Annotated in this window: 27 protein-coding genes and 1 pseudogene; 13 read left to right on the top strand and 15 right to left on the bottom strand. The window is 35.8% G+C overall.

All coding sequences use genetic code 11. The annotated features are described in order from the left end of the window. The first annotated feature begins 68 nt into the window (after positions 1-68). From N824_RS18520 to N824_RS18510, 3 genes and pseudogenes are all read left to right on the top strand, one after another. Entirely contained in the window at positions 69-464 is a 396-nt protein-coding gene (locus N824_RS18520) for a DUF423 domain-containing protein (RefSeq protein ID WP_048906638.1), read from the top strand. 12 nt (positions 465-476) lie between these two features. After that, positions 477-2,969, top strand: a pseudogene (priA, locus tag N824_RS18515) (primosomal protein N'). Between the two features lie 100 nt (positions 2,970-3,069). Further along, entirely contained in the window at positions 3,070-3,726 is a 657-nt protein-coding gene (locus N824_RS18510) for a protein-L-isoaspartate(D-aspartate) O-methyltransferase (RefSeq protein WP_048906637.1), read from the top strand. A gap of 15 nt (positions 3,727-3,741) precedes the next feature. On the opposite strand, the gene smpB is transcribed toward N824_RS18510, so the two are convergent. From smpB to N824_RS18495, 3 genes are read right to left on the bottom strand one after another with little or no spacing between them, the layout of a single operon-like run. Next, complete coding sequence (gene smpB, locus N824_RS18505) at positions 3,742-4,191, bottom strand: SsrA-binding protein SmpB (protein ID WP_172659839.1); 450 nt, start codon at positions 4,189-4,191, stop codon at positions 3,742-3,744. A gap of 23 nt (positions 4,192-4,214) precedes the next feature. Further along, the gene (locus N824_RS18500; protein ID WP_048906635.1) at positions 4,215-6,095 is read right to left on the bottom strand and encodes an Nramp family divalent metal transporter; all 1,881 of its coding nucleotides are present in this window, start codon (positions 6,093-6,095) and stop codon (positions 4,215-4,217) included. Between the two features lies 1 nt (position 6,096). Then, positions 6,097-6,750 carry a metal-dependent transcriptional regulator gene (locus tag N824_RS18495; protein WP_048906634.1) on the bottom strand — a complete coding sequence of 218 codons (654 nt, stop codon included), beginning with the start codon at positions 6,748-6,750 and terminating at the stop codon, positions 6,097-6,099. 139 nt (positions 6,751-6,889) lie between these two features. On the opposite strand from N824_RS18495, the gene N824_RS18490 reads away from it, so the two are divergent. After that, positions 6,890-7,360, top strand: a complete 471-nt coding sequence (locus N824_RS18490) for an Lrp/AsnC family transcriptional regulator (protein ID WP_048906633.1) — start codon at positions 6,890-6,892, stop codon at positions 7,358-7,360. A 6-nt stretch (positions 7,361-7,366) separates the two neighbouring features. Here N824_RS18490 and ung read toward each other — a convergent pair whose 3' ends face one another. Beyond that, positions 7,367-8,044 carry a uracil-DNA glycosylase gene (gene ung, locus N824_RS18485; protein WP_048906632.1) on the bottom strand — a complete coding sequence of 226 codons (678 nt, stop codon included), beginning with the start codon at positions 8,042-8,044 and terminating at the stop codon, positions 7,367-7,369. A 2-nt stretch (positions 8,045-8,046) separates the two neighbouring features. Continuing rightward, complete coding sequence (locus N824_RS18480) at positions 8,047-8,520, bottom strand: thioredoxin family protein (RefSeq protein WP_048906631.1); 474 nt, start codon at positions 8,518-8,520, stop codon at positions 8,047-8,049. 148 nt (positions 8,521-8,668) lie between these two features. Between N824_RS18480 and N824_RS18475 the strand changes: the two genes are divergently transcribed. Beyond that, complete coding sequence (locus tag N824_RS18475) at positions 8,669-9,208, top strand: membrane protein (protein WP_048906630.1); 540 nt, start codon at positions 8,669-8,671, stop codon at positions 9,206-9,208. A gap of 34 nt (positions 9,209-9,242) precedes the next feature. Here N824_RS18475 and N824_RS18470 read toward each other — a convergent pair whose 3' ends face one another. The 6 genes from N824_RS18470 to N824_RS18445 all read right to left on the bottom strand — a co-directional run bounded on the left by N824_RS18470 (position 9,243) and on the right by N824_RS18445 (position 15,572). Beyond that, the gene (locus N824_RS18470) at positions 9,243-9,461 is read right to left on the bottom strand and encodes a hypothetical protein (RefSeq protein WP_048906629.1); all 219 of its coding nucleotides are present in this window, start codon (positions 9,459-9,461) and stop codon (positions 9,243-9,245) included. Positions 9,462-9,548: 87 nt separating this feature from the next. Next, positions 9,549-11,270 carry a lysine--tRNA ligase gene (lysS, locus tag N824_RS18465; protein WP_048906628.1) on the bottom strand — a complete coding sequence of 574 codons (1,722 nt, stop codon included), beginning with the start codon at positions 11,268-11,270 and terminating at the stop codon, positions 9,549-9,551. 133 nt (positions 11,271-11,403) lie between these two features. Beyond that, entirely contained in the window at positions 11,404-13,317 is a 1,914-nt protein-coding gene (locus N824_RS18460) for a long-chain fatty acid--CoA ligase (protein ID WP_048906627.1), read from the bottom strand. A 133-nt stretch (positions 13,318-13,450) separates the two neighbouring features. Further along, complete coding sequence (locus N824_RS18455; RefSeq protein ID WP_048906626.1) at positions 13,451-13,777, bottom strand: iron-sulfur cluster assembly accessory protein; 327 nt, start codon at positions 13,775-13,777, stop codon at positions 13,451-13,453. A 104-nt stretch (positions 13,778-13,881) separates the two neighbouring features. Then, positions 13,882-14,295, bottom strand: a complete 414-nt coding sequence (iscU, locus tag N824_RS18450; protein ID WP_048906625.1) for a Fe-S cluster assembly scaffold IscU — start codon at positions 14,293-14,295, stop codon at positions 13,882-13,884. Between the two features lie 65 nt (positions 14,296-14,360). Next, on the bottom strand, positions 14,361-15,572 hold the full coding sequence (locus N824_RS18445) for an IscS subfamily cysteine desulfurase (RefSeq protein ID WP_048906624.1): 1,212 nt from the start codon (positions 15,570-15,572) through the stop codon (positions 14,361-14,363). 125 nt (positions 15,573-15,697) lie between these two features. On the opposite strand from N824_RS18445, the gene mce reads away from it, so the two are divergent. The 8 genes from mce to N824_RS18405 all read left to right on the top strand — a co-directional run bounded on the left by mce (position 15,698) and on the right by N824_RS18405 (position 21,303). Continuing rightward, complete coding sequence (gene mce, locus N824_RS18440; protein ID WP_048906623.1) at positions 15,698-16,099, top strand: methylmalonyl-CoA epimerase; 402 nt, start codon at positions 15,698-15,700, stop codon at positions 16,097-16,099. Continuing rightward, the gene (locus N824_RS18435) at positions 16,081-16,386 is read left to right on the top strand and encodes a hypothetical protein (RefSeq protein WP_235207195.1); all 306 of its coding nucleotides are present in this window, start codon (positions 16,081-16,083) and stop codon (positions 16,384-16,386) included. Before mce ends, N824_RS18435 begins: the two co-directional genes overlap by 19 nt. An 84-nt stretch (positions 16,387-16,470) precedes the next feature. Next, entirely contained in the window at positions 16,471-16,719 is a 249-nt protein-coding gene (locus N824_RS18430) for a type B 50S ribosomal protein L31 (protein WP_048906621.1), read from the top strand. A gap of 72 nt (positions 16,720-16,791) precedes the next feature. After that, positions 16,792-17,964 carry a putative sugar nucleotidyl transferase gene (locus N824_RS18425; RefSeq protein ID WP_048906620.1) on the top strand — a complete coding sequence of 391 codons (1,173 nt, stop codon included), beginning with the start codon at positions 16,792-16,794 and terminating at the stop codon, positions 17,962-17,964. Positions 17,965-17,973: 9 nt separating this feature from the next. Further along, a complete protein-coding gene (gene tpiA / locus N824_RS18420; protein ID WP_048906619.1) occupies positions 17,974-18,735 on the top strand; it encodes a triose-phosphate isomerase in 762 nt (253 codons plus the stop codon). Beyond that, the gene (gene prmA / locus N824_RS18415; protein WP_048906618.1) at positions 18,735-19,571 is read left to right on the top strand and encodes a 50S ribosomal protein L11 methyltransferase; all 837 of its coding nucleotides are present in this window, start codon (positions 18,735-18,737) and stop codon (positions 19,569-19,571) included. The genes tpiA and prmA overlap by 1 nt, the downstream gene beginning before the upstream one ends. A gap of 5 nt (positions 19,572-19,576) precedes the next feature. Further along, complete coding sequence (gene murC, locus N824_RS18410) at positions 19,577-20,935, top strand: UDP-N-acetylmuramate--L-alanine ligase (RefSeq protein WP_048906617.1); 1,359 nt, start codon at positions 19,577-19,579, stop codon at positions 20,933-20,935. A gap of 38 nt (positions 20,936-20,973) precedes the next feature. Continuing rightward, on the top strand, positions 20,974-21,303 hold the full coding sequence (locus N824_RS18405) for a helix-turn-helix domain-containing protein (protein ID WP_048906616.1): 330 nt from the start codon (positions 20,974-20,976) through the stop codon (positions 21,301-21,303). Positions 21,304-21,307: 4 nt separating this feature from the next. On the opposite strand, the gene N824_RS18400 is transcribed toward N824_RS18405, so the two are convergent. From N824_RS18400 to N824_RS18385, 4 genes are all read right to left on the bottom strand, one after another. Continuing rightward, positions 21,308-22,429, bottom strand: a complete 1,122-nt coding sequence (locus N824_RS18400) for a hypothetical protein (protein WP_048906615.1) — start codon at positions 22,427-22,429, stop codon at positions 21,308-21,310. A gap of 68 nt (positions 22,430-22,497) precedes the next feature. Continuing rightward, a complete protein-coding gene (locus N824_RS35600) occupies positions 22,498-22,629 on the bottom strand; it encodes a hypothetical protein (RefSeq protein ID WP_255327457.1) in 132 nt (43 codons plus the stop codon). Positions 22,630-23,067: 438 nt separating this feature from the next. Next, a complete protein-coding gene (locus tag N824_RS18390; protein WP_235207193.1) occupies positions 23,068-26,016 on the bottom strand; it encodes a two-component regulator propeller domain-containing protein in 2,949 nt (982 codons plus the stop codon). Beyond that, positions 26,006-26,785: a LytTR family DNA-binding domain-containing protein gene (locus tag N824_RS18385; protein WP_048906762.1), complete on the bottom strand. Its 780-nt coding sequence runs from the start codon at positions 26,783-26,785 to the stop codon at positions 26,006-26,008. Before N824_RS18385 ends, N824_RS18390 begins: the two co-directional genes overlap by 11 nt. Positions 26,786-26,791: the final 6 nt, after the last annotated feature.

Below are 26,791 nucleotides of genomic sequence, written 5' to 3'. Positions count from 1 at the left end.
GTTGGGATTAATAATAAATGCTTCAAGTTTGTTAAGTTTGTTATCTCAAATTGTGGGTTTAGAATATAATGGATAGACGTATATTGATAACTGCATCATTATTTGGAGCTATTGCAGTAATGCTTGGCGCTTTTGGTGCACATGGCTTAAGAAATGTATTGGATGCCGGCTCTATTGAGATCTGGACAAAAGGAGTGGAGTATCAGTTTTATCATACTTTCGCGTTACTCTTTCTTGCTCAACTTAAAAGTCGGGAAGCCGGACAAGGCAAATTCATAAACCTGGCGTATGTTTTTTTTACATTTGGCATATTGTTGTTTTCAGGATCCTTGTATTTGCTCGCAACACGAAGCATTACAAATAATGGTTTTGTAAATTACATTGGTCCGGTAACACCTATTGGGGGTTTATTGTTGATTCTTGGCTGGTTGTCGCTGCTTTTAGCGGCTTTAAAAAGTAAATAATGTTGGATTTTCTTGATCCGGAATTTATTGAAAGWGARACWMTCWTNNTRTTGNAGGWSRWWWKMCCKCTNTNTCTGNNNAWMAWTTNATWYWWATSGWRYWCSATWWRWATWAWWTKWKSASATCGMGRKCGGTAAACGTGTGGTAGTTCAGTTTGGAAAAAATAAAATCTATACAGCCTTAGTAAAAAGTATCAGTAAAGAGGCCCCTGAAGTTTATGAGGCTAAGTATATTATTGATGTTGTTGATGCTTATCCGATCATTACCCCTGAGCAGTTAAATTTATGGGATTGGATGACTTCTTATTACTTATGTAATGAAGGTGACGTCCTGTCGGCAGCATTACCAACCGGTCTGAAACTGGCAAGTGAAACGATCATCGTGTTGAAGGAGGAAAGCCCGCTTTCTGATGAAGATGGGGTTATTCAGGAGATCGTTTTTACAGATAAGGAGCAGATCATTTTAAATGCCTTAAGAAGTAGACCCAGATTAACTATCGATGATGTATCGGCATTATTGGGACAAAAAACGGTTTATCCAATCATTAATTCCCTGCTGAGCAAAGGAATGGTTTATATCGCTGAAGAAGTGGTAGAGAAATATAAACCTCTGTTAAAGTCATTTGTCTCTCTGCAGCCATTTTACAATGAGGAGGAGAATTTAAAACACCTGTTTTCGATTTTAGAGCGGGCACCTAAACAATTGAATGCGCTTTTGGCTTATTTAAAGCTTTCCAAGCAGCAGACTACTATTTCTAAGCAACAATTGCTTGAAGAGAGTGCTTGTGGTACAGCGGCCTTTAAAACGCTTGTAGATAAAGAAATTTTCGCAGTATACAAGCGGCCGGTTAGCAGACTACTGGAAAATGCCGATGACTTTGTGTTAAATTTTGAACTTAGTGAAGCTCAAAATAGAGCTTTGCAACAAATAGAAGACGGTTTTCTCGCTAAGGATGTTATGTTGTTACATGGTGTAACTGCATCAGGAAAAACACAGATATATATAAAACTGATTGAAAAAGCAATTGAAAAAGGGGGACAGGTATTGTTCTTATTACCTGAAATTGCTTTAACTACTCAAATAGTAGAACGCATACAGCGTTATTTTGGAGATGCTATTGGTGTTTACCATTCTAAATTCAACAATAACGAGCGAGTCGAGATTTGGAATAAGGTATTAAATGGCAAATATCGCGTGGTTCTGGGCGCTCGTTCTGCGGTATTTCTGCCTTTTAAAGAACTGAAATTAATTGTGGTTGATGAGGAACATGAATCTTCGTATAAGCAACACGATCCGTCGCCAAGATATCAGGCCAGGGATGCGGCAGTTTATCTGGCACATTTGCATCAGGCTAAAATTGTGCTTGGGTCTGCTACACCATCTATTGAAAGCTATTATAATGCGGTTAGCGGTAAGTATGGTCTTGTAACAATTACCGAAAGGTTTGGTGGTGTCGATTTGCCTTTACAGGAAGTAATTAGTATTTCCGAAGAAACGAAACGCAAGAAAATGGTTTCTTATTTTTCAACCAAGTTGATTGATGAGATTGCTTTTACATTGGAAAATAAGGAGCAGGTAATTTTGTTTCAAAATAGACGAGGGTATGCCACCATCTTAATTTGTGGTACTTGTGGTTATGCACCTAAGTGTGTGAATTGTGATGTGAGTTTAACTTATCACAAAACAAGTGGGAAATTACATTGTCATTATTGTGGTTATCACCAAAGTAGTATTAACGTCTGCCCGGCTTGCGGATCGGTTCACATTGAACAGAAAGGATTTGGTACCGAAAGGGTGGAGGAAGAGCTGAGTTTGATTTTTCCTGAAGCCAAAATCTCAAGGTTGGATGTAGATAGTACACGGACTAAAAATGGACTGCAGCAGATTATTTCTGATTTTCAAGAGAAAAAGACAGATATTTTGATCGGCACACAAATGGTTGCTAAAGGATTGGACTTTGATAATGTAACGCTAATTGGAGTAATTAATGCAGATACACTCTTAAACTATCCTGATTTCAGGGCTTTTGAAAGAAGTTATCAACTGTTGGCACAGGTTGCAGGTAGGGCCGGTAGAAGGGATAAACAAGGCAAAGTAATTATACAGGCCTATGATGATAACCATAGAATTATTAATCAGGTTATCGATAATAAATACTTGGAAATGTACAATGAGGAAGTTGCAGAACGCAAGCAATTTAATTATCCTCCATTTACAAGACTCATTTTTATTAATATAAAGCACAAAGATGCTGATCTTTTAAACGTGGCTTCGCAGAAGTTTGCGAACATTCTTAAAGGGCAGCTAGGGGGGAGAGTACTGGGGCCTGAACAGCCCTTAGTATCACGTGTAAGAAATTACTATATTAAACAGGTAATTATTAAGAGCGATAAAAATACTTCGGTGCAAAAGGTAAAGTCGATATTGAAAGATACCATTGTTCAATTTCAATCGGAAAAAGACTATCGCGCAGTAAACATTCAGGTGGATGTTGATCCTTACTAGTTTTTATTAGGATTGATTTTGTGCGTATTAGCATTTTTTTAACTTTTTGGAGCTAAATAATTAACTTTATTAGATTTGAAAAGGCTAATTTTGGGGTGCTATGGCGTATAAGTTTGTTGACAATTACAGAGAAAAGGGAGCGAGAAAGAAATTAGTTGAACACCTTGAAGCAAGAGGTATTACTGATAAAAGGGTATTGAAAGCTATAGGCAAGGTGCCTCGTCATTTCTTTTTTGATGAAACTTTCTGGAATCAGGCATATAAAGATATTGCTTTTCCAATTGGCGACGGACAAACTATTTCGCAACCTTATACAGTTGCTTATCAAAGTGAATTATTACATATAAAAAAGGGCGATAAGGTTCTTGAAATTGGTACTGGATCTGGCTATCAAACTTGTGTTTTAATGGAGCTTGGGGCTAATGTGTATACTATTGAGCGCCAGGAAAGCATCTATAGACACACCATACGAGTCTTGCCTGGAATGGGATACAATGCTCATTTCTTTTTTGGCGATGGATCAAAAGGGATTGCTGCTCATGCACCCTATCATAAGATCATTGTAACAGCGGGGGCCCCATTTGTGCCAGAGATATTACTTAAACAACTTAAAGTTGGTGGAATTTTAGTAATTCCGGTAGGTGATGAGCACTCACAAAAAATGGTAACTGTAATTCGTGTAAGCGAAACCGATTATGAAAGGATAGAATTGGATACCTTTAGGTTTGTACCCCTGGTTGGAGATCAGGCCTGGTAATTTTTTGCAGAGCTGCTAGAATTTCATAGCCCTGTCCATTTCTCTTTTCGATTCTCTGTCTTTAATACTATCTCTCTTGTCGAATTCTTTTTTACCTTGGGCCAGTGCAATCTCTATCTTTGCAAATCCTCTTTCATTGGTGAAAATCCGCAGTGGGACAATCGTGTAGCCCTTTTCTTCACCTTTTACTTTAAGTTTTTTAATTTCTTTTTTTTGTAAAAGCAATGCCCTGTCGCGTTTAATATCGTGGTGGTGAAATGAACTATGACTGTATTCTGAAATGTGGAGGTTCCTTACGTATAGTGTATTACCTATAAACATGCAAAATGCATCAGACATATTGGCCTTACCCTGTCTGATGGCTTTTATTTCTGTGCCTAATAAAGCAATTCCTGCATTATACTTTTCAATAATGTGGTAATCAAAATAGGCCCTTTTATTTTTAATCTGGATATCGTTCTTCATAAGAATCCGCTAATATCTCAATTTTATCTCACAATAAGCACTGGGATAGTCACTTTATGACGTACAGAATTCACTGTAGTTCCAAGTATTAGGTCCTTTAAACCTTTATGTCCATGGGCACCCATAACAAGCAGTTCAAGATTACTTTCATTAGTAATATCTACAATTGCTTTTACTGTACCTCCATAGCCAATGTGGATGGTGGCTTTGTAACCAAGCTCCGCCAGATTAGTACGGTACTTTTCAAGATTTTCTGTATCACTTTGTGTTTCATAATCTAATGCCGATTCTCCATGGTAGCGGGCTACAGCTGTTTCAACTACGTGAATTAGATGGTAGTTGGCCTGTTTGCCGCCTTGGATTAAAGCATGTCGTATTGTGTTTCTGTCGTTCTTAGAAAAATCGACAGTAATACCGATTCTTTTGTAGTGGATTTTCTCAACCTCATCTATATTAAGGGCAGTGCCATGTGGAGTTACATTTTGTTCGCGCTTAATTTTACTTATCAAAGGGTATATGAAGACGTATAATAAAAGCAATCCAATAAGTATAGCTAATGGAACTATTATAGCATAAACGTACCAACCACCATCAGCGCCCCAGGTTTTAATTTCTTCCACAACGAGTTTAACATTTAAGGAAACAATAACGATGGAGCTTCCCCAAGCTAGAATTTTTACCCATGTTTTGATGGCGAATCCTTTCATCGTGCGTTTGTCTGATGTGAAGTGGATTAGTGGGATTACTGCAAAGCCGAGTTGAAGACTTAATACTACCTGACTTAAAATCAATAAACCACCTAAAGCATCATTGCCAAACCATAATATAGTAAAAAAAGCTGGTATAATTGCCAGTAAGCGTGTAATTAATCGGCGTAACCATGGCTCTATACGAAGCTTTAAGTGGCCTTCCATTACAATTTGACCGGCTAAGGTGCCGGTTACGGTAGAACTTTGTCCTGCGGCGATTAGTGCGATGGCAAAAAGAGCTGGAGCAACATTGCCGAAAATATTTTGAAGCAGTTTATGGGCGTCTTGAATTTCCGCAACCTCATGTAAACCGTTTTTATAGAATGCAGCGGCTGCAAGAATTAAAATGGCAGCATTTACAAAGAATGCAAGGTTTAAAGCTACGGCTGTATCGATGAAATTAAACTTGATGGCCTCTTTGATTCCTTTATTATCTCTTTCAAATTTTCTGGTTTGAACCAGTGATGAGTGCAGATATAGATTATGGGGCATTACAGTTGCACCAATAATACCTATCGCTATGTATAACGCTTCTCCTGACAGCATAGTTGGCTCAAAGCCTCTCGCAATTTCTTTTAAGGATGGCTCTACGATGAACATCTCTACTAAAAATGAAACGCCCACTATAAAAACCATTGAAACAATAAAGGCCTCCATTTTGCGCATTCCTTTATTAAGTAAGAAAAGCAGGAGCACAGTATCAAAAATGGTTAAGCTAATTCCCCATATTAAAGGCAACCCAAACAATAAGTTTAAACCAATTGCCATACCTATAATCTCAGCAAGGTCACAAGCTATAATTGCTGTTTGTGCCAGGCCAAAAAGAGGAATGTTTACCCATTTCGGGTAGCCGTTTCTCGACGCTTGCGCAAGATCGAGGCCTCTTACAATACCCAAACGGGCGCTAAGCGATTGTAGTAGCAATGCAATGAGGTTAGACATTAGCAGAATCCAGATGAGCTGATAGCCAAATTTACTACCACCCGCAATATCTGTAGCCCAATTTCCTGGATCCATATACCCAACACTTACCAGGTAAGCAGGGCCAATAAAAGAAAGGATACGTCGCCAGCCAGTTCTTTTGCTGGTGTCAACACTCTGATGTACTTCACTTAGTGAGCCGGAATTCTTTGTATTGGTTTCGGGTTTGTTCATGTTATATTTTAATAAGGATGCTTTTTGCCACCTCCCGGCTTACATTAATTTGTTTGTTTTCTATACTTAGCTCTACAGAACCATCAAAATCTGTGATTTCCGTAATTCTTATTTGCTTACCTAGTGTGAGACCTATTTTTTCTAGATGTTGTAAAAAGACTGAGGAGTGTTCACTAACTCCCATAATCAGGCCTTTATCTCCGGTCTTGAGTTTAGATAATTTTATAAATACTGTGTTATCAAGCTTTCCGTTTTTATCTGGTATAGGATCGCCATGCGGGTCATTCCTGGGGAAAGCGAGGAATTCATCTAAACGTTCAATTAGCTCTGGAGATTTGATATGCTCTAACTCTTCGGCTATATCATGTACTTCGTCCCATTTAAAATTCAGTTTCTCTACAAGAAACACCTCCCAGAGCCGGTGTCTTCTTACTATGTTTATTGCTGCATTTTTGCCTGATTCTGTGAGTTTTACACCCTGATATTTTTTATAATCAACTAACTTTTTATCGGCTAATTTCTTGATCATATCGGTAACCGAAGCCGCTTTAGTCTGTATTCTTTCGGCTATAGCATTGGTTTGTACCGCGCTTTCAGTATTAAGCGAAAGGTGATAAATGATTTTGAGATAGTTCTCCTCTGTGAATGATTGCATTTATGGTTGCCTAACTATAAGTTTAGACAAATCTAAAAAAATATTAAGAAATAAACTGTAAATAATTGTAATATTTTTAGAATAAAATTTGGCATGTAACGCATTCTTATTCTACCTTTGCATAATATTAATAAAACTAATGGCAGCAGAACTAGATAAAACTGATTTTAAAATTCTTAAATTACTACAGGAAAATGGAAGGATAACTAATTTATTGTTATCTCAGGAGATTGGACTTTCTCCGGCTCCTACCTTGGAAAGGGTGCGTAAATTAGAGATGTCAGGATTTATCAAAAGCTACCATGCCCTGGTCGACGAAGAGAAATTAGGTTTAGGTATTAAAACCTTTATTCAAGTTCAACTTGATTTTCATAAAAATAATACCATACAGATCTTTTTGGATGAGGTAAATCAGATTAAAGAAATTACGGAATGTCACCACGTTACAGGACAAGCCGATTTCTTACTTAAGGTTTACGTTAATGATATTAAAGCTTATGAACGTTTAATTATGGATAAGATCAGCAAAATATCTGTAGTTAAAACTTTTCAGACAATGATGATCATGTCTACCACCAAAAAGGAACCAATCGTTCCTTTGGAATACTAAGTTCTTTTAGACAATTTGCCAGTCAATTCCACTAAGACCTTGTTTTTCTAAAATAGCATTGGCTTTAGAAAAATGTTTGCACCCAAAAAATCCATTATATGCCGAGAAAGGAGAGGGATGGGCTGCTGTCAAAATAGTGTGTTTGGTCTGATCAATTAACGCCGATTTATTTTGAGCATATCTACCCCATAAAAGAAAAACAAGCCCCTTTCTGTGTTCGGATAGCTGACTTATTATTTTATCGGTAAATATTTCCCAGCCCTTACCCTGATGAGAACCTGCTTCGTGGGCTCTTACCGTTAAAGTTGCATTGAGTAATAAAACTCCTTCATCTGCCCATTGGGTTAAATTGCCATGAGTAGGAGTAGAAAATCCTTCAACATCGGTAGCAAGTTCTTTATAAATGTTCTTTAAAGAAGGGGGAATTGTAATGCCTTTTTGAACTGAAAAGGATAAACCGTGAGCCTGTCCTTGTCCATGATAAGGATCTTGTCCTAAGATCACTACTTTAACCTTATCAAATGGTGTGTGATCTAGCGCATTGAAAATGTCTGATCCTTTAGGATATACTGTAGTGCCTTTTTGCTTTTCCTGCTGCAAGAAAGCTTTTAGATCTTTCATATAGCTTTTTTCAAATTCGGCATCTAGTTCTTTAAGCCAGCTCTTTTCTAAAGTAATCGACATGTTTAGTTTTTTGATAATATAAGTACCAAATCTTCTTCAATACTTATAATTGGTTTTTCAATAATGCGACCGAGCTCTTTTTCATTATCATAAATAATGAAGGTCGGTACACGATCTATATTTAAGTTATCTAATAACCCATTTTCTGCTTTTTTTGCCCTATCCACACAGATAAAAGTTATGTTTTTTTTATTAAGGGACAATGCATCTATAGTTTTTAGAAAATGAGGCAATTGTTCGCGACTATCACCACACCATGTTCCTAAAACAATGGTAACAGTCTGGTCTTCTAATAAAACCCGTAATTCGTCTAATGCAGCAGATTCAGGACTATATTTGGGGTACTCGTTATCATACTTGTCCCTCATCGCTGGAAATGTCGTTACAGCATCGCGGGTACAAGTATTTAATAGGATGATTTCACCTGTTAAATAGTCTTCTATTTGCTTATTGATATGCTGTGTTGTGTTTTCCATATTTAAAGATTTGTAAATCTATTCATATTTTGAAAATCTTTAGGTAAAACATGAAAGGAACGTCATTTCTTTTTTGCTGAAATTATAATTTTAAATCTGTTTTTTGGTATTTAAACACGATATTTGCAAAAAAAAAATATAAAAGGATATGCCAAATATAGTTCGTCTTATTGTAGGTTTTGTTGTGTTGGGAGCTTCCATTGCCCTTATGTTCTTCAGTTTTTGGGGCTGGGGTATTCTAGGGATTTTTATAAGTATCCTGATTCTTGTTACATATTTTTATAATGAGAATATGTTACTTGCTCAGTGGTTTTTAAGAAAAGATAATATGATTAAGGCCGAAGTTTTTCTGAAAAGAATCACTAATTATGAAAAGCAACTGATCAGAGTTCAGCAAGGCTATTATAACCTTTTGATAGGTCTTATAGAATCAAGAAAGGCTCCTATGCAATCGGAAAAATATTTCAAGAAAGCGCTTTCTTTAGGTTTACATATGGACCATAATATTGCCTTAGCTAAATTAAGTTTAGCTGGTATATCAATGGCAAAAAGAAATAAAAGGGAAGCGCAAATGTATCTGACAGAGGCAAAAAAGGCAGATAAGAATAAATTACTTGCTGATCAGATAAAACAAATGAAGGATCAGCTTGGAATGATGGATAGACAACAACAGGTTAGATACAGATAAAAAGAAGCTTAAAGCCACATACAAATGTGGCTTTTTATTTTTCGCTTAATCTGTCAAAGTTTTCATTAGGTTCATAATTCTCTGAATTTCTGCTGATGATGTCATCTTCAAGATAATCTTTCTTTCTGCTAAAGAACAATTGCTCTGATTGTATTCTTGTGATCAGCTGACGGATCAATGTTAAGTCAAATGCTTCTTTACTTAGCTTGATGCAGTATTCTTTTTCTGTTATTTCAAGGCTTGAACTGTTCATAATTTATCAATTTTAATATGCCCTAAAAATAGAAAAGGCCTGCTAAGTTTTTATGTAGCAAGCCTTTAAGTTTATGTTATCTCTATGTTAAGAAAACCAAGCAGTTACGTCTTCTTTTGAAGGCATGGTTAATTCTAGCTTAAGTTTCTTACGCATACCTCCAAGATCATTAAAAACCTTGTTTGGGTTAGCACCTTTTAACTCTTCAATTGTATTGATTCCCATTTTTCTAATCACCTGAACCCATTCAGCCGGAATACCTGCATTTACGAAATCTTCATCGGTAGTTATCTTCGCTTTTTTCTCAGGTCTCATTTGAGGGAAGAACAACACTTCCTGAATAGTAGACTGATTAGTCATTAACATTACTAACCTGTCTATACCTATTCCTAATCCAGAGGTAGGTGGCATTCCGTATTCAAGGGCTCTGATAAAATCATCGTCCATAGCCATAGCTTCGTCATCGCCTCTGTCTGCTAATTTCAGCTGATCTTCGAAGCGCTCTTTTTGATCGATGGGGTCGTTAAGTTCTGAGTAAGCATTGCCAATTTCTTTACCCATTACAAATAATTCAAATCTTTCTACCAGACCTTCTTTGCTTCTGTGTTTTTTAGCAAGAGGAGTCATCTCAATAGGGTAGTCGGTAATATATGTAGGTTGGATCAGGTTTGCTTCAACTTTCTCACTAAACAATTCATCAATAAGCTTACCACGACCCATTGATGTATCTATTTCAATATTGAGACTTTTACAGGTTTCTTTTAGCTCCTCTTCAGTCATGTTAGAAACATCTATGCCTGTATATTTTTGTATTGACTCATACATGGTCATTTTTTCATAAGGACCTTCAAAGTTTATCTCATGTTCACCAACCTTCACAACCGGAGATCCATGAATAGTTACCGCAATCTTTTCAAGACATTCTTCAACCATGGCCATCATCCAGATATAATCTTTATAGGCTACATAGATTTCCATAGCAGTGTACTCAGGGTTATGCGTACGGTCCATACCTTCATTCCTGAACATTTTGCCAAATTCATATACACCATCGAACCCTGCCACAATAAGCCTTTTTAAATAAAGCTCATTTGCTATACGAAGGTATAGCGGCATATCTAATGTATTATGGTGTGTAGTAAAAGGACGTGCAGCAGCGCCACCATGAATAGACTGTAATATAGGAGTCTCCACTTCCATCCATCCCTGGTCATCAAAATAACTTCTCATGGTGTTGATTACCTTAGAGCGGTTAATAAAGATTTGTTTAAAGCCAGGGTTTACAGTTAAATCAACATAACGTTGCCTGTAACGTAATTCAGGATCAGTAAATCCATCATATATATTACCATCTTCGTCACGTTTAACTATTGGTAAAGGTTTTAATGCTTTAGAAAGGAGTTTGAACTCTGTAACATGAATAGAAATCTCGCCAGTTTGGGTGGTAAAAACGTAACCTTTAACACCTATAAAATCTCCAAGGTCAAGTAGTTTTTTGAAAACTGTATTGTAAAGCGTCTTGTCCTCATCCGGACAAAGATCATCCCTTTTTAAATAGACTTGTATTCTTCCTGTAGCGTCTTGTATTTCGACAAATGAAGCACTTCCCATAATACGGCGGGTCATTATCCTGCCGGCTATGCTGATATTCTTATATGCCGTTTTATCCCGTTCGTAGTTCGCTAAAATATCTGCAGCATTTGCGTTTATTTCAAATGCTTCAGCAGGGTAGGGGTTTATCCCTAATTCACGCAATTGATTTAGTGAATTACGGCGTAATAATTCTAATTCTGATAGTCCTGTACTCATATATCTCTTGTATCCGGCATTAAGCCGTATAGTTTTATTTGTATTGTATTTTTAAAATTATGCAAAAATAGGTATTTACAGACATTTTTTGTCTGTATTAAATAGGAATATTCAGCACAAATCAGAATATATATTAATCTGCCTCAACAGATTCTGTATACATTTCGTTAATGGTCTCTGCATATTTTTTTTCAAGAACTTTCCTTTTGGCTTTTAAGGTTGGTGTTATTTCACCCTCCTCAATACTAAAGGGATTGCGTTTAACTTTAAAATTCTTAATTCTTTCAAATTTCGCAAGTTCTCCTGAAAACTTTTTAATGTCCTGACCTATCCAGTCTATAATTTCTTTTTCTTTTATAAAAACTTCTGGCTTTTGAAAAAATGACTCAGGAAGTTTAAATGTTTCCTGAAGGTTCTCTTTATTGGGGATAATGATTGCAGTAAGATATTCTCTTTTATCGCCAATTAAAAACAACTGATCTATTTTAAGACTTTTAAGGTAGATGTTTTCTACCGGAGTAGGATAAACATTTTTCCCGTAAGCATTCACGATCATGTTCTTTAGTCGATCTGTGATTTGTAAATTACCTCTGTAGAACCTGCCAATATCACCTGTATGAAACCAATTTTGTTTGTCAATAGCTTCTGCGGTTTCAGCTGGCTTATTGAAGTAACCCTGCATAACACAATGACCGCGAACAATTATTTCTCCTTCTGCGCACTCAAAATTAGGGTCAAAAGATTCGTGTGTCTGGATGTTAATCATTTCTTTGGTTTCTACATCCTGTATGCCAATTTCAATACCAGGTATTACGCGACCAACTGTTCCATATACCTGCCTGTGATATTCGGTAACAGACATAACTGGTGATGTTTCTGTCAGTCCAAAGCCTTCAAGTATTTTGATGTCAAGATTTCCAAAGAATTCGCCAACGTTTTTAGGTAAAGCCGCCCCACCCGAGATCATAAATTTTAATCTGCCACCTGTTTTCTCCTTTATTTTACTAAAAACAAGTTTCTCGGCTATTGAACGCTTTGCTGAAAGAAAAATACCAGGTGATCTTCCTGCTTCTTTTTCCTGACGGTAGTTCTTGCCCGTTTCCAGGGCCCAAAGAAAGATTTTAGACTTTAATCCGTCTCCTGCTGTACCACTTTTTATCGCCTTGTCATGAATCCTTTCTAATAATCTGGGAACGCAATTCATTACAGTTGGCTTTATTTCACCCATATTTTTTGCCAGTAGTTCTAGGCTTTGGGCAAAGGCAATTTTACAGCCCTGTGCACAGCAAACATGATAAGTTGCAGTACGCTCAAAAACGTGGGATAAGGGTAAAAATGATAAAAATGTTTCAGTCTCATCAATAACGGGGATTTGTTGTAAACATACCTTAACATTTTCAACGAAATTACTATGAGAAAGCATTACACCCTTTGGAGTTCCGGTAGTGCCCGAAGTATAAATTAATGCAGAAATATCTGATGGACTAAGTGCATCCCTGAGCGCTTTTATTTCTGCTAATTTGTCCTCCGTCAGATTGCTTTTAGTATTAAGAACTTCTTCAAAACTTATGATTTCTACATTCAGATCTTCGGGGACGGTAACTTTTGTGTATTCTGCAAAGGCAGGAATGATATATTTTAACTGCCGGCAGTTACCTGCAATTTTCAGTATTTTCTTATATAAGAAGGTATTCCCGACTAAGATAGCTTTGATACCTGAATCATTTATGATGTACTCTACTTCGTGTTCTGAAAGGGTAGGATATATAGATGTATTAATGGCTCCAATTTGCTGTATTCCCTGGTCATAGTACACATACTCAGGAGAATTCTCTATCATTAGGCCCATTCTGTCACCTTTCTTTATCCCCTTATTTAAAAAGAATACTGACACCGCGTCTGCATTGTCTAGCGTTTCTTTGAATGATATTTCCTCCCATTCAGTACTCTTTTTGTCTATAAGAAAGGTTTCTTCCGGTTTATGAATGTTTTCAACTACATTTCGCAGTAAACTGGGAATTGTAGCCGACTCGTTGAATGATACCATATTATATGATTGGTTAGCTTGTTATAGCAATGATAAACTTTTCCTTTTAAAAATGCAACCAGCATATATCGGTGCCTTTTATATAATAAAAAAGGGCGCTAAAAGCGCCCTCTACAAATATAGTGAATGTATGTTAAACAGAAAAACTCTCTCCGCAACCGCAGGAACGACTGGCATTTGGGTTGTTAAAATTAAAGCCTTTTCCATTTAAACCATCAGAAAAATCAAGTTCAGTGCCTGCCAGGTATAAAAAGGATTTCATATCAAGGGCTATTTTAATGCCTCTATCTTCAAAAAACTGATCTCCCTTTTGTTCTTCGTTATCAAAGTCTAGATTATAAGATAAACCTGAACAGCCACCACCTTTAACTGAAACGCGTAAGAAATAGCTGCTATCCATATGCGAATCCTGCATAAGGTGATCAATTTTGCTCTTTGCTTTATCTGTTATCGTGATCATGTCTTAATAGTATTAATTCTAATAATGATATTCAAAATGTATACCAAATTACACTCATTTTAGTTAAATATTGTAGCTGATACTGCTACATCTGTAATATTTACCTAGTGATGAGATTTAGCTAATTCAAATGGTGCCATACCGTTTTTAACACGATAATCGTTAATTGCTGATTTGATAGCATCCTCTGCCAATACTGAACAGTGAATTTTTACCGGAGGTAAAGCCAATTCTTCAACAATATCCATATTGTCAATAGTTAATGCTTCATCAACAGTTTTTCCTTTTAACCATTCGGTAGCTAATGAAGATGATGCAATTGCAGATCCACATCCAAATGTTTTGAATTTTGCATCTGTAATTACGTTGTTTTCATCTACCTCAATTTGTAAACGCATTACGTCGCCACACTCAGGTGCACCAACTAAGCCTGTACCAACTGATTTACTATCTTTATCTAAAGTACCAACATTTCTAGGGTTGGTATAATGTTCCATTACTTTTTCTGAATATGCCATTTTATCTTACTTTAAATCTCTGTTAACAGAGATGATTTATATTTTTATTAATTAAGGGGCTATTATTAATGTTCAGCCCACTCAATTTTACTTAAGTCTATGCCTTCTTTAAACATTTCCCAAAGTGGAGAAAGGTCTCTAAGGTGATTAACTGCTTTTTTAGTGTTTTCGATTGCGTAATCAATTTCTTCATCAGTTGTAAAGCGACCTAATCCGAAACGGATAGAGGAGTGCGCAAGATCATCAGATAATCCAAGGCTCTTTAAAACGTACGAAGGTTCTAAAGAAGCTGAAGTACACGCTGAACCTGAGGATACAGCAAGATCTTTCATCGCCATCATTAAGCCTTCTCCCTCAACATATTTAAATGAAATATTAGCAACATGAGGTAAACGGTGGTTTACATTTCCATTTACATAGCTTTCTTCGAGTTGAGTAAGAGCAGCTTCAAGTTTATCTCTAAGGCCAGACAGGCGTTTAGCTTCACTATCCATCTCTAAACGGCAAAGTTCACAAGCTTTACCTAAGCCAACAATACCAGGTACGTTTAATGTTCCTGAACGCATACCGCGCTCGTGACCACCGCCGTCCATTTGTGCTGTTACCTTAACTCTTGGGTTTTTACGACGTACATAAAGTACACCTACACCTTTAGGGCCGTACATTTTATGAGCAGAAAATGCCATTAAATCAATACCATCTGCGTTTACATCAACAGGGATTTTACCAACTGCCTGCGTAGCATCTGTCATGAATAAAGCACCATGTTTATGAGCAATTGCCGATATTTCTTTGATTGGTTGAACAACACCTATTTCATTGTTTCCATACATAATGGTTACAAGAATAGTTTGATCGGTCATTGCCGCTTCAAGTTCCTGAAGATCGATAAGACCATCTTCTTTAACTTTAAGATAAGTAACTCTTGCACCTGCTTTTTCCAGATGTTTACAAGTATCTAAAACAGCTTTGTGTTCTGTTGTAGCGGTAATGATATGATTACCTTTATCCTGATACATCTCGAAAACACCTTTTATACCCAGATTGTCTGCTTCTGTAGCACCCGAAGTAAAAATGATTTCTTTTTCTGTACAGCCAATTAATTTGGCTACTTGCTCACGAGAGTAATCAACAGCTTCTTCAGCAACCCATCCAAAGGCATGATTACGGCTGGCAGCGTTACCAAATTTGTTTGTAAAATAAGGTAGCATTGCTTCTAAGACCCTAGGATCTAGAGGGGTAGTGGCATTATTATCTAAGTAAATAGGAAGTTCCATCGTTTTTGTTTATTCTTATTAATAGACAAAGATACGAAAAAAGATTACCAACAATTATAATTAATACCTATGACGGTATAGTTAAAACTTGCATTTTTACATTTGTTTAACGTATTAATTCGTTTATGAAGAAGATTGAGCATATTGGCATCGCAGTAAAAGATCTTGATCTTTCCTGTAATTTGTACGAAAGGTTGTTGGGAACTTCTTGTTATAAGAAGGAAGGAGTAGCTTCCGAAAGTGTGAATACTGCCTTCTTTAAAACGGGAGAAAGTAAGATCGAGTTGCTTGCGGCTACTTCTGAAAATAGCCCAATCGCCAGATTTCTTGAAAAGAAGGGAGAGGGGATACACCATATCGCATTTGAAGTGGATAATATTGAATTGGAGATGGAAAGATTAAAATTAGAAGGTTTTGTATTACTTAATGAGCAGCCAAAACAAGGAGCTGATAATAAACTGGTATGTTTTTTACATCCAAAGGGTGCCAATGGGGTTTTGGTTGAATTATGTCAGGAAGTGCAATGATGGATGAGTTAACTTCGCTGAGTAATATTATTAGCAAGGATTTTGATATTGATAATCTGACCACAGAAGCGTTAATGAGAGAACGGCTAATTGAAGCATTTGCGTACTTGTTGGATAATGATATTTCTAAAATGATGAACATTTTATACAGGACTGATGTTGATGAAGTTAAACTGAAAGCCTTGTTGATTAGTAACTCTGAATTGCCCTCAGCAGAGGTGATTGCTGATGCTTATATTGCAAGACAAAAGCAGAAAATAGAAACACGTAAAAAGTATAGCAGATAATTTTTCCACACTTATTTGTTTCTGAAAAATAAAATTACGATATTTGCATCCTTAAAAATAAGCGACACATAAGTATATAACAATATGAAAAAAGATCTGCATCCATCAAACTATAGATTTGTAGTATTTAAAGACATGTCTAACGAATATTCTTTTCTAACAAAATCTTGTGTAGATACTAAAGAGACTGTTCAATGGGAAGATGGTAACGAATATCCTCTATATAAATTGGAGATTTCTCATACTTCTCACCCTTTTTATACTGGTAAAATGAAATTGGTTGATACTGCTGGTCGTATCGATAAATTCAAAACTCGTTACGCTAAGAAGTAATTATACCAAAATAAAAAATTATTTTAAAGTCCCGGTGCTGTTGCTTCGGGACTTTTTTTATTTTTGTCGCTTATGATAATCAATTTATTTGATGATAGTGCGTGGAAGTCTCTACGGCCGCTATCTTTCACACGGCCAGTTGCAGATCTCCGTATCGGGATTTTAACTATTGCTCAAAAATGGGAAAAGTATTTAGATGCCGAATCTGGATTTTTAACAATAGCTTATCTGGCAGTAAAATATCCTTCACTATCTGGTGCCGAATTATTTATCAATGGATCTGTATGTCCGGATGAAGGTCTGTTAGATGCTATATCTAATCTGAAACATGGTGAGTGCTTAAAGAAGCAAGATATTGTCATTGCATATAAAATAAATGCTGCCGATCTTGATACTCATACCCTAGATAAACTGCAAATTATAACATATTCTGGTAATTTCATCAGGATTGCTGTTCCAGAGGATATTTTTAAGTTCAATGATATTGAACTAAGAAAGGATTTTGCACTACTTACCAAAGGCAGGAACTCCGTAGAATTAAGTACAACCAATACGTTTATTGGTGATAATATTTTTGCTGAAGAAGGAGCGGAAGCGGAATGCTCATCCTTTAATAGTTTAAACGGACCTATTTATCTTGGAAAAAATGCCCAGGTATGGGAAGGCTGCCATATAAGAGGTTCTTTTGCCTTGTGTAATGATTCTCAAATTAAGATGGGCGCAAAAATTTATGGGCAAACTACTATTGGGCCTTACAGTAGGGTAGGCGGAGAAATTAATAACGCTGTCATCTGGGGTTACTCATCAAAGGGGCATGAAGGGTATTTAGGAAACGCAGTGATGGGGCAATGGTGTAATATCGGTGCTGACAGTAATAACTCTAACCTTAAAAATAATTATGCAGAGGTGAGGTTATGGGATTACGAAAAAGAAAGCTTTCGTCAAACAGGATTACAGTTTTGTGGTTTAATTATGGCTGATCATGCTAAATGCGGTATCAATACCATGTTTAATACAGGTACTGTGGCTGGTGTAAGTGCTAATATTTTTGGTCCAGGTTTCCCTAGAAACTTTATCCCAGATTTTGCTTGGGGCGGGGCTCAGGGATTTGATGTATACAGCTTAAATAAAATGTTTGAAACCGCCGCTAAGGTTTACGAGCGCAGAAATTTAGAATTTAATAAAATAGAACAAGATATTTTAACCCAGGTTTTTGAAGATACAAAGACCTACAGACATTTTTAATTAAAGATTATGAGAAAAAAGATAGTAGCCGGAAATTGGAAAATGAATTTGGATTATGCTGAAGGCATATCCTTGTTTTCAGAAATTGTTAACATGGTTAAAGATGAAAAAAAAGGTGAACAGTTAGCCGTTATTTGTGCTCCATATATTCATTTAAACAGTTTAGCTAAGCTTGGTGGCGACGTGGTAGGTATCGGTGCAGAAAACTGTCATGAGAAAGAAAGCGGTGCCTATACTGGCGAAATTTCAGCTAAAATGATAAAATCAGTAGGCTGTGGGTATGTAATCGTTGGCCACTCCGAAAGACGCCAGTATTTTGGCGAAAGTGATCAATTGTTAGCACAAAAAACAGTTGCTGTATTACAAAATGATTTAACTCCTATTTTCTGTATTGGCGAAACGCTTGAAGAGAGAAATAACGGAAGCTATTTTGAAGTTTTAAAATCTCAATTAGAGAACGGAATCTTTGGCCTAAGTGCTGCTGATTTTTCTAAAGTTGTAATTGCATATGAGCCTGTATGGGCTATAGGAACTGGTTTAACTGCATCATCTGACCAGGCTCAGGAAGTTCATGCTTTTATCCGTAAGGAAATTGCAGCTAAATATGATCAGACAACTGCTGATAATACCAGCATACTTTATGGAGGTAGCTGTAATCCAAAAAATGCTGCAGAACTGTTTGCTCAAAATGATATTGATGGTGGTTTAATTGGTGGTGCTTCTTTAAAATCAAGAGATTTTGTAGACATCGTTAAAACTTTCAATTCTTAATGCAATACATACAAGTTACTTTCAGCTTTACCGAGGTTCAGGAATATCAAAAAGATTTATTGATTGACGAACTGGCAAACATAGGTTATAATACTTTTGAGGATACATCTGATGGATTCGATGCTTTTGTAGGACTTGACCATTATAATGAGCAGGCTTTAAAAGAAGTTATGGCCCAGTTTGAAGGTGAACTTAAGTATACCTATGCAGTAGCAGAGATCGCGGCGGAAAACTGGAATGAAGAATGGGAAAAGAATTTTGAACCATTAATTATTGACGATCAGTGTTATGTCAGGGCTACTTTCCACCAGCCACAACCTCAGTATAAGTACGAGATAGTGATTGATCCGAAAATGGCCTTTGGTACCGGTCATCATCAAACTACAACCATGATGATGCAATATATTCTATCTACAGATGTTGAAAATCAGATCATATTGGACATGGGATGTGGAACTGGAATATTAGCCATTTTAGCTTCTAAAAGAGGAGCTAAAATGTTAATTGCAATAGATAATGATGATGTTTGCTATGAAAGTACATTAGAGAACTCAGCATTAAATAACATCACAAATATAACTGCACTGTGCGGTGGTAAAGAAGTGATTCCTAGCACCTCATTTGATATTATTCTTGCAAACATAAACAGGAATATCCTTCTTGATCAGATTTCAAGATATGCTGAAATACTAAAAGAAAGTGGAAGCATTTTCTTCAGCGGATTTTACGAATCTCCCGACCTTGAAATGATAACCGAAACTTGTAAAGAGTTTGGTATCAATTATGTTAGTCATAAAAAGATTGGTGAATGGGTAGCTGCCCACTTTAAAAAATAAAACAAATGCGTATACATTTTATCGCCATAGGTGGCAGTGCTATGCACAATCTTGCCATTGCTTTACATAAAAAAGGTTATCAGGTTACCGGCTCTGACGATGTCATCTTTGAACCTTCAAACAGCAGGCTGGAAAAGCATGGGATTCTACCTAAATCTATGGGTTGGAGCGAAGATAATATTACAGAAGACCTGGATGCAGTTATTCTGGGAATGCATGCACTTGTGGACAACCCGGAACTATTAAAAGCGCAAAAATTGGGCTTAAAGATATATTCTTATCCAGAGTATATTTATGAGCAAACAAAAGATAAACTTCGTGTGGTAATAGGTGGGAGTCATGGTAAAACAACAATTACCTCCATGATATTACATGTTCTGAACCATTACAAGAGGGATTTTGATTATCTGGTTGGAGCACAATTAGCCGGATTTGATACCATGGTTAAAGTCACAGATTCAGCTCCTCTGATTGTTATTGAGGGAGACGAGTATTTGGCTTCACCAATTGATCGCAGACCAAAGTTTCATCTGTATAAAGCAAATATTGCGGTGATTAGCGGAATTGCCTGGGATCACATTAATGTATTTCCTACTTATCAGGATTATACCAGACAGTTTGAACTTTTTATAGATACAATTCAACCTGATGGGAAACTAATTTTCTGTAATAAAGACAATGACCTTAACACTATAGTCGAAAATTCAAATGCTCCAATTGAAAAGATTGGGTATGGAATTCCAGATCATGAAGTAAAAGATGGCATAACCTATCTGCTTCCTGACGAAACTGCATTAAAAGTATTTGGAGATCATAACTTAATGAATCTTAATGCCGCAAAACTCGTATGTAAGCAATTGGACATTTCTGAGGAAGAGTTTAACATTGCAATAGCTTCGTTTACTGGTGCGGCAAAGAGATTAGAACTTTTAAATAGCTCGAATGAAACAAATGTATATAAAGACTTTGCTCATTCGCCGTCAAAGTTAAAAGCAACAATCGAAGCGGTGAAAACTCAGTTTGCTACACGAAAATTAATTGCCTGTATAGAGTTGCATACGTTTAGCAGTTTGAATAAAAATTTTCTTGCTCAATATGCAAACACTATGTGTAATGCAGATGTTGCAATTGTTTATATTGATGAAAAAACATTTGTGCATAAGAAAATGCAACCATTTACAAAAGAAGAGGTACAAATGGCGTTTAACGACGATAAACTGCAGTTTTTTAATGACTTTACTTTGTTGGAAAGTTACTTGCGAAGCATAAATTTTTACCGTAGTAACTTGTTGTTAATGAGTTCTGGAAATTTTGGTGGACTAGATCTTACGAAATTGGCACGTGAGTTGAATACAGTATCCTAAAAAGAACAAACAACAAATAGTACACCTAAATTTTAAACATGAATATCATTGGTAAAAACATTAGACAGCTACGCCAAAAAAATGGCTGGAGTCAAGGTGAAGTAGCAAAGCGTCTAAATATTTCCATCCCTGCATTTTCAAAAATCGAAACTGGTATCACTGATATAAACATATCGAGATTAGCGCAAATAGCAAATCTGTTCGAAGTTTCTACTATGGATATTATTTCAAAAGAGGGTGAAAATCCTCAATCGCTTAATTTTGAAGAAATCAACAGCTTAAAGGATAAACTTTCTCAAAGAGAAGAAGAAATCATTAAACTGCAAAAAAAGGTTATTGACCTTTACGAAGAAATTCGCGAGAAATAAATCCCTAAAAGAAAATTTTACGCATGGTCAGGTGTCGCTTTCCAAAAGTGGCACCTGTTGCCTGGTGAATTGATAGCATCTTATCATTAAAATCACCGACCCAGGATAATTCCAGTTCATCATACTGATTAAGTGGCAAAACATATTCCTTTAGTTTTATAAAAAGTGCAGATTCTAACCCGTGTTTTTGATAGGACTTTTTGGTACCCATTACAATAGCTCGCATTCTGTTGACGCCTACCCAGCGCTTATAAACAAACTTTAACTTTTCAATTATTCCAAGCTTACCATTAAAGCCTTTGATCATCTGGTTAGCATCCGGTATAATAACTACAAAAGAAGCAGGCTCTCCGTTTACGTAAGCAAACCAAATTAGTTTTTCATCCATTATAGCTTCCATCATTTTGAAGCTTTCCTGCAGTGTTTCCTTTTTTATTGGTACAAAGTTTTCAAAGTCTTCCCAGCCGTTATTATAGATCTCCATAAGATCATGAACATATTTTTCTGCGTTCTTTTTAGAGAAATGTTCAAATGTGTATCCTGGCTTGTTTGCAACCCAGTTAGCGATTTTTGTGAAACGTTCCGGAAATGGATTTCTTACAGCAAGATGATTGGTTATTTGCTCATATTCTGTATTGAATCCGTATTCCTTAAAGAAGTCATGATAGTAGGGCGGGTTATAATTCATTCCAAAAGAAGGTGGGGTAAAACCCTCAACTAGTAATCCCCAGAATGAATCGTTTTCACCAAAGTTTATTGGGCCATCCATAGCTTTCATACCATTTTCCTCGAGCCACAACTTGGCCGTATCAAATAGTTTAAAAGCAGCGGTTTTATCATTTATGCATTCAAAAAAGCCCATGCCCCCGGTGGGTTGATCGTATTGAAAAGCTTTTTTCTCATTTATAAAAGCAGCCACTCTTCCTATTGTTTGGCCTTTATTGTCTTTTAGCAACCACCTTTGGCACTTCCCATGTTTAAAGAAAGGATTTTTATCAGAGTTAAATATTGTATTTATATCCTGATCTAACGGACAAATCCAATTTTTATCATTTTTATAAATAAAGCGGGCAACTTCTAAAAAATCTTTACTGGTTTGTTTATCAGATACGGGTACAATTGTCATGCTTGATGATTGGGATAAAATAAAAAGCATCCCAATGGGATGCTCATAAACTATTATATTTTTAGTTACTAGTAGTCGTCATCGTCGTCGTCCGAACCAAAACTATCAAAAGTATCCAGATCGTCTAACGGCATATCAAAATCGTCATCATCATCGTCATACTTTTTCTTCGTAGTAATTTCGTCTTGCGAATCTTCCATCTCAGCTTCTGGATCCACTAATGGACTTTTCTTAATTGGTTTCTTTGGAGTTTTCATTACAAAAAATATAATTCCCTAAGGTTTTTATTTATGAGTTAAATTTACAGAAAATCTTTTTAAATCAAAAGAGCGATGTTTTTTTAAGTTTTTCTGTATCTCAAAAGTAAGATAAATAGGAATTTCACAACGAATTTTTTTTAAAAAAAATTAAGTCAAAAAAAAATGGTAAAGCTATGAACTTTACCATTTTTTAACACACAAATGAAACCTGAATTGAGATATAGTTTTAGGTTAGGTAAAATATCTTTGATCAATTCTATAAGAACGCTTTTTACAAACTCTGTTTGTTTTAATATCTATAACAAGTTTAATGCAAATTTTAAAATGATTAATTTTTAATTAGTGAGTGGTATAAAAAATTGAGTAAACGGTATTTTGCTACTTTAAGGGGATGGCTATTGACACAAAAGTGCCTGAATTTCCATTTTGTTTTATCTCCATTTGTATAGGATTTACTTCAACCCTATTTAGAAGGTTAATACGTTCGCGTGTTAAATCCATGCCCTTGCTTACATGATGTCCCTTTTTATCTCTCAGAGAATTGTCTATCCCTATACCATCATCAATAATCTGGATCAACAAATGTTCAGCCCCTATTAAATCTATATGTATATCGATTTTACCACCTTCTTCCTTAGGCATTATCCCGTGCCATATGGCATTTTCTATATATGGCTGAAGCAACATAGAGGGTATTAAGGTTTCTTCTTTATCTATTGCCTTATTTAGCGTAATGGTATAATTCAATTTGCCTCCAAATCGTTTCTTTTCTAAACTGAGGTAAAGCTCCAGGTATTCAATTTCTTCTTCAAGCGTTATATAGCTTTTTGTACAAATTTCCAGATTCTTCCTGATCAGCCTGGCAAAACCGGTTAATATTTTATTTGCCGAGGTGGTATCTTTTGTGTTTATATAATGTTGTATAGAGTTCATTACATTAAAAACAAAGTGCGGGTTCATCATTGCCTGTAAAGCCCGTTGCTCCAGCATCAAGATTTTATTTTTTAGCAGCAGCTGTTCTTGTTCTTTGTTTTTTCGTCTTTTAGTTACAAAAACCGCTATTTTATAAAATATAAAGCCAGCAAGTAAGAATGTGATTATAAGAAACCACGGTGTTTGCCAAAAATGGCTTTTTAGAACGAAGTTAATCTTGGTTGGACTGCTCCAATCACTATTATTGGTTTTGGCACTTATTTCAAAAACGTAATCACCAGGTTCTAATGAAGAAAATTCAAGTCTCCTGTTCTTTGTCTCTGTCCAGTTGGCATCAGATTTTAAACGATATCGATAAACAATATTTCTATTTTGAAAATCAATGGCGCTATAATAAAATGAAATGTTATTGTCCGACGGGTCCAGGGTATGACTGATCTCACTTAGCCCAAGCTTTATCTTATTATTAATTATAGATGATATAAATACTTTAGGCGGATCATTTATAGTTTTAACCTTATTGATTGAAAAATAGACCAGGCCGTTGTTGGTTGCGAAGTATGCATAACTGTTATCAATATACAATGAGTTAACATCATCTTTAAGCAAAGCATTGGTAAATTCAAAAGTTTCTACAAACGTCTTTTGCTCATTTAATGAAACCTTGTTAATGCCATTATTGGTGATTATCCATACGTCATTACCCTTTACGAATAACTTTTTACAAATATTATCAGCAAGTCCATCTCTTTGAGTTATTATCTTTATGACTTTTCTGTTTTTGATAAAAATAATTCCATATCCATCAGTAGCAAGTACTATAGTGCCATCATCCAATTCCTTTATATCATTAATTCTCCGGGTTAAAAGACTACTCTTTTCATAGTAACTATATAATGATCCATTTGAAAATTCTGATAATCCATTGATATTAGAGAACCAAAGGTTTTGGCTTTTATCAAAAAAAACGCTGTAAGCTCTATTGTTAAAGAAATCGGTCCCTTGCTTAAAGTATAAAGAGCTAAATTCAAATTTACCTTCAGTGAAAGGTAAAATAACCACGCCAGACGATAAGGCCAGAGCCAAACTTTTATCTTTTGCTACACTAAAACTCTTAATTACAAACATCGAGTTGGTAGCCTCTCTTAAGTAATCTATTTTTTTATTAGCCCCATAAATATTTGCTATTCGGCCTAGTCCATATTCCGAAGCAAAGTATATGGTTTCATTTGCAGTATCTAAAGTAAGCTGTTTGATGATGTTATATTTCTTTTTATCCGGTATTGAAATTTTACCAACAGAAAAATTAACAGGGTCGAGAATATTAATGTCGGCCTCATCCAATCCTAACCAGAAATGATTTTTGGTGTCTTTAATAACACTTTTTACAACATTGCTGCTTAATCCATTACTTTGGTCCAATATATATAGCCGTTCCTCACTTTTTGGAAGCATGTAAATTCCATTGTTAGTGGTGAACCACATATTGCCCTTAGAATCCTTTATTACCTGACTTGATGATATGTTGCTCAGGTAAGTAATCATTTTTCCCGAACGACCAATAAAATATATTCCAGAGGCGTTGCTAATCCATACATCTTTGTTTTCATCTAAATGAAAAAATCCCGGGTCATTGTTTAACAAAGACGGATCAATTTTTAATTGAAAATACTGGACATTTCCATTTTGAGTGTTAAGTCCATTTTTATCAAGAAAAGCGAGTGTCTTATCTGGCATATTTAGTCCAGACTTATAATTTATGAGGAGCGTTTTGTGAGGAATTACGGTGAATTCAGAACCATTAAACGTTCTGACAGACCGATTGCTGAATATCCAGATCTTTCCAGATTTATCTTCATGTACAAAACTATTGATGAATTGTCGGTTCCCATTAGCCGAGATGTACTTTGTTATAGATTTTCCATCCCAGGTCACCAAAACATTCTTGTTCGTACCAAACCATATTCTGCCTTTGCTATCTTCAAAAAATGAAACAATAACCGCATTGAATCTTAACAGTTTAAGTAGTTTATTGTTTGTTTCATTAAAGAACTTACCATTAAAAAAATAACTTAACTGCCCATTTAATGCCAGAAACCATATTTTTCCGCTTTTATCTTCTTTAATCTGTAAAATTTGATTGTCAGGCAAACCATCATCAACAGAAAAGGTTTCGAATACTTTTCCATCAAATCTGCTTACCCCCGCATCAGTGGCTACCCAAATGTAACCCTTAGAATCTTGTAGTGTATAAAAGCAGCTATTACTTGGAAGTCCGTCTTTAGTGCTAAAATGTTGTAGGTATGTACTTTGAGAATAGCCATCCAAGCTAAGAATTAATAAAACAATTAGTATTGTACTACTTATGGTCCAATTCTTTGTCTTATTTATCACTGTCAAAATTGGTATATGATTTAACCTTTTCCATAAAATCACTTGCTCGTCTTCTGGAAACCGCAATTTTATCGCCATTTTTTAATATCAGTTCCAATCCATTCTTAGAATTGTATTCTCTTAAATAATTCAGATTCACGATGCTCGATTTATGAACCCTCATAAACTGATGGGCAGGAAGGATTTCTTCGTATTCCTTTAAGACTTTTGATACTGTGATTTTATCTTTGTTGGCCAGATGGAAAACAGAATAATTACTATCTGCTTCGATATGAACAATATCATCAATACTTACTAAACTATATCCCTGCCCATTAGGTAAGCTAATCTTACGGATTTCGTTTCTATCTGATAGATTGACGGCTAAATTTTGCAGCCCTTCATTTCTATTATGCTCCGTTTTACTTAAAGCAATATATTTTGAGGCCTTATTCACGGCCTCTTTAAGCTCATCAATATCTATAGGCTTAAGCAGATAATCCAATGCATTGGCTTTAATCGCTTTTAATGCATACTGATCGTAAGCAGTAGTGAAGATCACATGCGTTTTAGTGGATTGTATTTGAGGGATTAAATCGAACCCATTTTCTCCGGGCATGGCAATGTCAAGAAAAATAAGATCAATGGCATTATGAGCCAGTAGGTTTCGTGCTTCCGAAACAGACTTTGCTATGCCAGATACGTGGATATTCTCACAGTTTTCCTGCAATAAAAAATATAATGAGGAACGGGCAAACTCTTCATCGTCTACAATAATAGCATTCAGCACAGTAAT

Source organism: Pedobacter sp. V48, from assembly GCF_000523515.1.
Taxonomy (GTDB): domain Bacteria; phylum Bacteroidota; class Bacteroidia; order Sphingobacteriales; family Sphingobacteriaceae; genus Pedobacter.
This window is presented reverse-complemented; position numbering and strand designations above follow the sequence as displayed.